The following is a 7,701-nucleotide window of genomic DNA, read 5'->3' as shown; positions in this document are numbered from 1 at the left end:
GGCCGGGGGGAGGGGGCACGTCCGGACGGCACCGGGGTCGCCGGTGCCGGGACGGTCAGCGGCTCTCGCTGAAGTTCTGCTGGTACTGCGGGGTCGGGATGGTCAGCTCCCGGTAGCGGTTGGGCAGGTTCGCCCAGTCGAGGAACTCCCGGCGCCGCATGTCGAGGATCAGGTTGATCGTCACCTCGACGTCCAGCCCGGCCTCCTCGGCGATGCGCCGCACCGAGCGCGAGCCGTCGACGAGGCCCAGGATCGTCGCCTCGCGCGGGTCGCTCGGGCCCTTCTCGCCGTCGGCCGTGAGGCTCGTCGGGACCATGTCGGCGAAGTTCGGCGCGGTGAACTCGTACTGGCCGATGAACAGCCGGTCGAGCCGGGAGCCGAACAGGCAGTTCAGCGCGTCGCCCGCGGTCTCGACGATCGGCTTCGTGCGCAGGTTGAACGAGGTGTTGAGGATCATCGGCACCCCGGTCAGCTCGTCGAACCGCTCGATGAGCTTGCGGAACTTGCCCCCCTGCTCGGCGGCGACGGTCTGGATGCGGCACGTCCCGTCGACGTGGGTGATCTCCTCGATCGCCTCGCGCTTCTCCGGCAGCACCGGGCACACGAACAGCATGAAGGGGCTGTCCGGCACGGGGATCTCGAAGTAGTCCACCGCCCGCTCGGCCAGCACCGAGGCGGCGAACGGCCGGAACGCCTCGCGGAACTTCACCCGCGCGTTGAGCCGGTCCTTCATGCCCGGCAGGCCCGGGTGGCACAGGATCGACCGCGACCCCAGCGCCCGCGGCCCGTACTCGGCGCGGTCCTGGAACCAGCCGATGATCTCGCCGCGCTCGATCGCCTCGGCCGCCGCGCGCACCATCTCGTTCTCGTCCGCGTGGTGGACCGGGTCGCACGACCAGGTCTTGGCCGCCTGCTCGATCTGCTCCTTGGCCACCCGCGGCGGGCCGAGGTAGACGTCCATCATCCGCAGCGACTTCGGGTCCGCCGGCGCGGCGGACCCCGGCTCGTTGACGATGTTGTAGTGGGCGTAGAGCGCCGCGCCCGCGGCGTTGCCGTCGTCCGTCGCCGCCGGGAAGACGGAGATGGCGTCGATGTCCAGCTCGCGCGCCAGGCGCGCGTTGGTGGTGGAGTTGAGGAAGCAGCCGCCGGACAGCACGACGTTGCGGCTGCCGGAGATCTCCAGGCTCTTGTTGGTGAGGAAGAGCATGGCCTCCTCGAACTCCACCTGGATCTGGTAGGCCAGGTCCTTGTGGAGCTGCGTCATGGCCTCGCCGCGCTGCCTCGGCAGCAGCTGCGCGCCCGTCCCCGCGTGCTTCGCGAAGCCCAGGTCCACCAGCGACCGCGTGGCGTTGTCGAACCGCATCTCGCCGCTGCTCACGTCGATGAACAGCGAGTCGGCCGACAGGCGCTTGCCGTAGGGCGCGAGGCCCATGGTCTTGCCCGCGTCGTCGTACGCGGTGCCGGACTCGCGGAACCCGAGGGCCAGCGTGACGACCCGGTACAGCTCGCCCAGCCCGCCGATGTTCTCCGGCAGGTAGACGCCGCCGTTGTGGACGGTGCCCGCGATCCGCGTGCTGGACCGCGTCATGCGGAACAGCTCCTTGGGGCGCGCGCCCAGCGAGAACTCGAACGCGGTCTCCCGCTCGCGGTGGCCGCGGAAGATCGACCCGTAGGTGTCCACCACCACCGCCGCCGCGTCGGGGAGGCCGGAGGTGTAGAACGCCGCGCTCGCGTGCGCCAGGTGGTGCGCGGGGTGGGGGAGCGCGAGCCGCTTGCCCGTCGGGGCGAGCACGCCGAGGATGTCGAGCAGCCGCTCCTCCTCGTTCTGGTCGCCGGACTCGGTCGAGGTCCCGATCCAGTAGTCGACGTCGTCGATCGTGAGGCCCTGGCCGCCCAGCACCTCGATCGCCAGCCTCGTCATCGCGAGCGTGTACTCGTGCCACGGCACGGTGCCACGCTTCTGCTGCGTGATGCGCTCCAGCGCGAGAGCCGCCACGACGCGCCCGTCCTCGACCAGGCTCATGCTGCTGTCGTGGCTGAGATTGACACCTACGATCCGCATATATGACTTCTTCCGACAGTTGGCAGGCGTCTGCCTGACACGTGAGTACCGGATTCCGGTCGTGCGGTGGACAACGGCGCGGCCCGACCGGTGAACGCGCTCGGGTTCAGATGCCCTGGGCCTGCATCCGCCGTCGCAGGCTCAGCGGGCGCATGTCCGTCCACACTTCCTCGATGCGCGCCAGGCATTCGTCCTTGGTGCCCTCGGTGCCCTCCGCGAGCCATCCCGCAGGCGGTTCGCGGTCGGCCCACCACACCGAGTACTGCTCCTCCTCGTTGAGCACGACCCGCCAGCGGCGGTCGTCGGCGAGGTTCTCCGTCACCGAATCCTCCTGCTCTCCACGTTTGCAGCGGCCGGACGGAAGAGTGCTCGCCCCGGCAATATCCCGGCTATACGCGGCGAAACGGCCGCCGGACCGCCCGGAGCCGGGGAGCCGGCGCGCCCCGAGCCCGGGTGACGTCCGCGGGGCGGCACGGGCTGGCCATATAGCGGCCGTATTGCCGCGCCCACGAGGGTTGCCGGTCAGGCGTGCACGGACCCCGGAGGGGAGCACGCCACCGGATCAGGTCGCAGACAGGAGCCCCGATGGCCAGCAAGCCGGACGTGTCCGTGGATGCCCGCCGCGCGCAGCTGCTGTGGCGGCGCCTGCACGGCAGCGATGGCGCGTCCGCGCGCATCGGACGAGCGGACCGCTCCCGACCGCTGCCGCTGTCCCACGGGCAGGAGCAGATGTGGTTCCTCCAGCAGTTGCGGCCGGGCAGCTCCGAGTACCTCGTCCCGGTGGCGCTGCGGCTGTCCGGCGCCCTCGACGCCGACGCGCTCGGCCGGGCGTGGGACCAGGTGGTGGCGCGGCACGAGATCCTGCGCACCCGCTACGAGATGCGCGGCGGCGCGCCGGTCCAGGTCGTCGACGACGCCGTGCCGGGCCTGCTCCGCCCGGAGCGGCTCTCCGGGCGGTCGGTCGCCGAGCTGGACCGGCTCACCGACGAGGTCGTCCGGCGCGAGGCGAGCACGCCCCTCGACCTGGCGACCGAGTGGCCCTGCCGCGCGGTGCTGGTCGAGCGCTCGCCCGACGAGCACCTGCTGCTCCTCACGCTGCACCACATCGCGTGCGACGCGTGGTCCACCCGGGCGCTGCTCACCGAGCTGGCCGAGGGCTACCGCGCGATCCTGGCGGGCGAACCGCCCGCGCTGCCCGCGCTGCCCGTGCAGTACGCGGACTTCGCCGCCTGGCAGCGCGCCCGGATGTCCGAGGCGGACCGCAAGCGCCAGCTCGGCTACTGGACCGACGTGCTCGCGGGCATCACCCCCGTCGAGCTGCCCACCGACCGGCCGCGGCCGTCGGTGCGCGGCTACGCGGGCGCCCAGTTCGACCTGCGCGTCGAGCCCGAGCTGGCGGACCGGGTCGTCAAGCTCGCCCGCGGCGAGGGCGCGACGCCGTTCGTGGCGATCCTCACCGCGTTCCAGGCGGTGCTGAGCCGCTACGCCGGCCGGGCGGACGTGCCGGTCGGCACGATCGCCTCCTCCCGCACGCAGCCCGAGCTCCAGCACCTCGTCGGCTACGCGGTGAACACGCTGGTGATCCGCACCCGCTGGTCCGGCGACGTGTCGTTCCGCGCGCTGCTCAACCACGTCCGGGAGATCGTGCTGGACGCCTTCGACCACGACGCCGTGCCGTTCGCGCAGGTGGTGGACGCGGTGGAACCCGAGCGGGACCTGTCGCGGACGCCGCTGTTCCAGGTCGTGCTCACCATGCACGAGACCGACGGCGCGGCCGTCGAGCTGCCCGGCGTGACCGCCGAGCCGTACGCCGGCGACGGCCAGGTCGCCCGCTGCGACCTCGAACTCCAGGCCGCGCTGCTGCCCGACGGCTCGATCACCGCCCGGCTGCTCTACGCGACCGAGCTGTTCGACCGCGCCACCGTCGAGCGCATGGCCCGCCACTTCACCACCCTCCTCGAACGGGTCGTCGAGGAGCCCGACGCCCCGCTCTCCCGGGTGGACGTGCTGGACGGCGTCGAACGGGCCGTGCTGACGCTCCCGCCGCTCCCCGGCCTGGGCGGCGCGCCGGCGCTGGAGCGCTTCCACGACCGGGTGGCCGAGGTCCCCGACGCCGAGGCGGTCCGCACCGCGACCGGCGTCACCACCTTCGCCGAGCTGGACGCGCGGGCCGACCACCTGGCCCGCGTCCTGCGGTCGCACGGGCACGGCCCCGAGCGGGTCGCGGGCGTGCTGCTGGACCGCGGCCCCGACCTCATCGCCTCCTTCCTGGCCACCTGGAAGACGGGCGGCGCCTACCTGCCGATCGGGCCCGAGCTGCCCCCGGAGCGGTGGGCGCACCTGCTGGCCGACGCCGGCGCGCGCTGGGTGCTCACCGAGCGCGCGTACGCCGACCAGGTGCGCGTGGCGTTCGACGGGGAGGTGGTCGTCGTCGACGAGCCGCTGCCCGCCGACCTCCCGCCGGTCACCGCGCCCGACCTCGACCCCGACGCGCTGGCCTACGTCATCTACACCTCCGGCTCGACCGGCCGCCCCAAGGGCGTGCAGGTCACCCACCGGGGCCTGGCCAACCACCTCGACCACGTGCTCGCCGAGTACGTGGGGGACTCGACCGGCGGCGCGCCGCTGTTCTCGACCGTCGCCTCCGACGTGGTCGTCCCCGTGCTGTACGGGCCGCTGCTGGCCGGCCTGCCCGTGCACGTCCTCCCGCAGGACCTGGACCTGTCCGAGCTGGGGCCGGCCCTGCGCGCCGCCGCCCCGTTCAGCTTCGTCAAGCTCACCCCGGGCCACCTCGACGTGCTGGCCCACCAGCTCTCCGACGCCGACATCGACGGGCTGGCGGCGACCGTCGTGCCCGGCGGCGACGTGCTCACCGGGCACGTGGCGCGCCGGTGGGAGGAGATGCTCGGCGACGGGCGCGTGGTCAACGAGTACGGCCCCACCGAGATCACCGTCGGCAACTCGACGTGCCCGGTCGCCGACGCGCTCGACCGCGAGGTCATCCCGCTCGGCCGCCCCATGCCCGGCACCAGCATGTACGTCCTGGACGAGCGGCTGGAGCCGGTGCCGGTCGGCGTCGTCGGCGAGGTGTGCGTCGGCGGCGACGGCGTGGCCCGCGGCTACACCGGGATGCCCGCCATGACCGCGGACCGGTTCGTGCCCGACCCGTTCGGCCCGCCCGGGTCGCGCCTGTACCGCACCGGCGACCTGGGCAAGGTCCTGCCCGACGGGACGGTGGACTTCGTCGGCCGCCGCGACGACCAGGTCAAGATCCGCGGCTACCGGGTCGAGCTGGGCGAGGTCGAGGGCGTGCTCGGCACCCACGAGCACATCGGCCAGGCGCGCGTGCTGCTGCGCCGCGACGGCGACCGCGACCCCCGGCTGGCCGCCTACCTGGTGGCCGTCGACGGCGCGCCCGAGGTCGACGCGCAGGAGCTGCGCGACTGGCTCGGGCAGACCCTGCCCGAGTACATGGTCCCGGCCGACCTGGTCTACCTGGACCGGATGCCGCTGACCTCCAACGGCAAGCTCGACGTGGCCGCGCTGCCCGTGCCGGACGCCGGCGCGGACGTCGACTACGAGCGCCCGCGCACGCCCGACGAGGAGCGGATGGCCGCGGTGTGGGCCGACGTCCTCGGCGCGGAGCGGGTCGGCGTGCGGGACGGCTTCTTCGACCTCGGCGGCGACTCGATCCGCGCGGTCGCCCTCGTCGGCGCGCTGCGCGAGGCCGGGTTCGACGTGTCGGTGCGCGACATCTTCGCCGAGCGCACGGTGGCCGCGCTGTGCGCGCTGGTCGCCGAGAAGCCCCAGCTGGCCGACGTCGGCAGCACCGTGCGGCCGTTCGCCCTGATCGGGCTGGAGGACCGCAACCGGCTGCCGGAGGGCGTCGTCGACGCGTACCCGTTGTCGCGCAACCAGATCGGCATGCTGTTCGAGATGATGGCGGACGACCAGAACCGCTACCACAACGTCACCTCGTTCCGGGTGTTCGACGACAAGCCGTTCTCGCTCACCGCGATGACCCGCGCCACCGCGCTGGTCACCGAGCGGCACGAGGCGCTGCGCACCTCGCTGCACCTCACCGGCTACTCCGCGCCGATGCAGCTCGTGCACGCCACCGCCAAGATCCCGCTGGCCGTCAGCGACGCCTCCGGCTCGTCCCCGGAGGAGGTGCGGGCGCTGCTGCGCGAGCACTCCGACCGCGAGCGCCGCGAGCTGTTCGACCTGGAGACGCCCGGCCTGCTGCGGTTCTTCATCCACCTGACCGACGACGGCGTCTACTGGCTGTCGTGCACCGAGTGCCACCCCATCCTGGAGGGCTGGGGGCACCACACGCTCATCATGGAGCTGCTCAAGTGCTACGAGGCCCTGCGCGACGGTGAGGAGCCGCCGCCGTACGACCCGCCGGCCGTCCGGTTCGCCGACTTCGTCGCGGAGGAGGTCGCCGCGATCGCCTCGCGCGAGCACGCCGACCACTGGCGCGGCGTCGTCGAGGACTACGTGCCGGTGACCCCGCCGCAGGAGTGGGGCGACCCGGACGCGCCGGCCGGGCAGACGCGGCAGGCGTACGTCTCGTGGCGCGACCTCGACACCGCGCTGCGGGCACGGGCCAGCGAGGCCGGGGTGTCCATGAAGAGCGTCATGCTGGCCGCCTACGCCAAGGTGCTGTCGCAGCTGACCGACGAACCGGCGTTCCACGCCGGGCTCGTGTGCGACGCGCGCCCCGAGCGCACCGGTGCGGACCGCGTCTACGGCATGTACCTCAACACGGTGCCGTTCGCGGTCGACCGCGGCGCGCGGACGTGGCGGGACCTGCTGACGCAGGTGTTCGAGCGCGAGGTGGGGTTCTGGCCCTACCGGGGCTTCCCGCTGCCCGAGATCACCCGGCTCACCCGGACCGCCGGCCGGCTGATCACCGTGCTGTTCAACTACCAGGACTTCAACCAGGTCGAGTCCCGGCTCGTCGGCGACCTGGCGGGCGAGGACGACAGCCCGACCGAGTTCCCGCTCAGCATCTCCTCGCGCGCCGGGCACGTGTTCGTCACGGTCGACCCGCGGGTGGTCGGCGAGGAGCGGGCGATGGCCGTCGCGCTGATGTTCCGCGCGGTGCTGGAGTCGATCGCCGCCGGCCTCGACGGCGACGCGTCCGCCACCTACCTGCCGCCGGGCGAGCGCGAGCAGCTGCTCGACTGGGCCCGCACGCCGGTGCGCCCGGTGCCCGGCGAGCCGATGACCAGCGCGATCGAGGCGTTCGAGCGGCAGGCGCGGCTCACCCCGGGCGCCCTGGCCGTCGAGTGCGCCGACGTGCGGCTGGACTACGCCGAGCTGGACGCCCGCGCCGAACGGCTCGCCGGTCGGCTGCGGTCGGCCGGGGTCGGCCCGGGGCGCGTGGTCGGCGTCGTGGCGCGGCGGGACGAGTGGCTGCTCGTGTCGCTGCTGGCCACCTGGAAGGCGGGCGCGGCCTACGTGCCGCTGGGCACCGAGCAGCCCGCCCGGCGGTGGGCGCTCGTGCTGGAGGACAGCGGCGCGGGCTGGGTCCTCACCGGGCAGGCCGACACGGAGAAGGTGGCCGAGTCGTTCTTCCCGGGCGAGGCGATCGTGGTGGACGGCGCGGTCGACGCCGCCCAGGTCGACGACCG

3 protein-coding genes are annotated in these 7,701 nt (G+C 73.4%); 1 reads left to right on the top strand and 2 read right to left on the bottom strand.

Features of this window, described 5'->3' with window-relative positions:
* Positions 1–55: 55 nt before the first annotated feature.
* Together ACR807_RS40220 and ACR807_RS40215 are read right to left on the bottom strand one after the other, a co-directional pair.
* Positions 56–2,062 (bottom strand): carbamoyltransferase C-terminal domain-containing protein, encoded by a 2,007-nt coding sequence (locus ACR807_RS40220; RefSeq protein WP_438926795.1) that lies wholly within the window; start codon positions 2,060–2,062, stop codon positions 56–58.
* Positions 2,063–2,168: 106 nt separating this feature from the next.
* Positions 2,169–2,384: an MbtH family protein gene (locus ACR807_RS40215; RefSeq protein ID WP_438926794.1), complete on the bottom strand. Its 216-nt coding sequence runs from the start codon at positions 2,382–2,384 to the stop codon at positions 2,169–2,171.
* A gap of 263 nt (positions 2,385–2,647) precedes the next feature.
* Between ACR807_RS40215 and ACR807_RS40210 the strand changes: the two genes are divergently transcribed.
* The coding region (locus tag ACR807_RS40210) for a non-ribosomal peptide synthetase (protein WP_438926793.1) at positions 2,648–7,701 on the top strand (5,054 nt) is incomplete at its 3' end.

Origin of the sequence: Saccharothrix sabaoui, from assembly GCF_051756985.1 — a bacterium.
Classification (GTDB): domain Bacteria; phylum Actinomycetota; class Actinomycetes; order Mycobacteriales; family Pseudonocardiaceae; genus Actinosynnema.
Note: the sequence above shows the minus strand (reverse complement) of the source record. Positions and strands in the feature narration are given on the sequence as shown.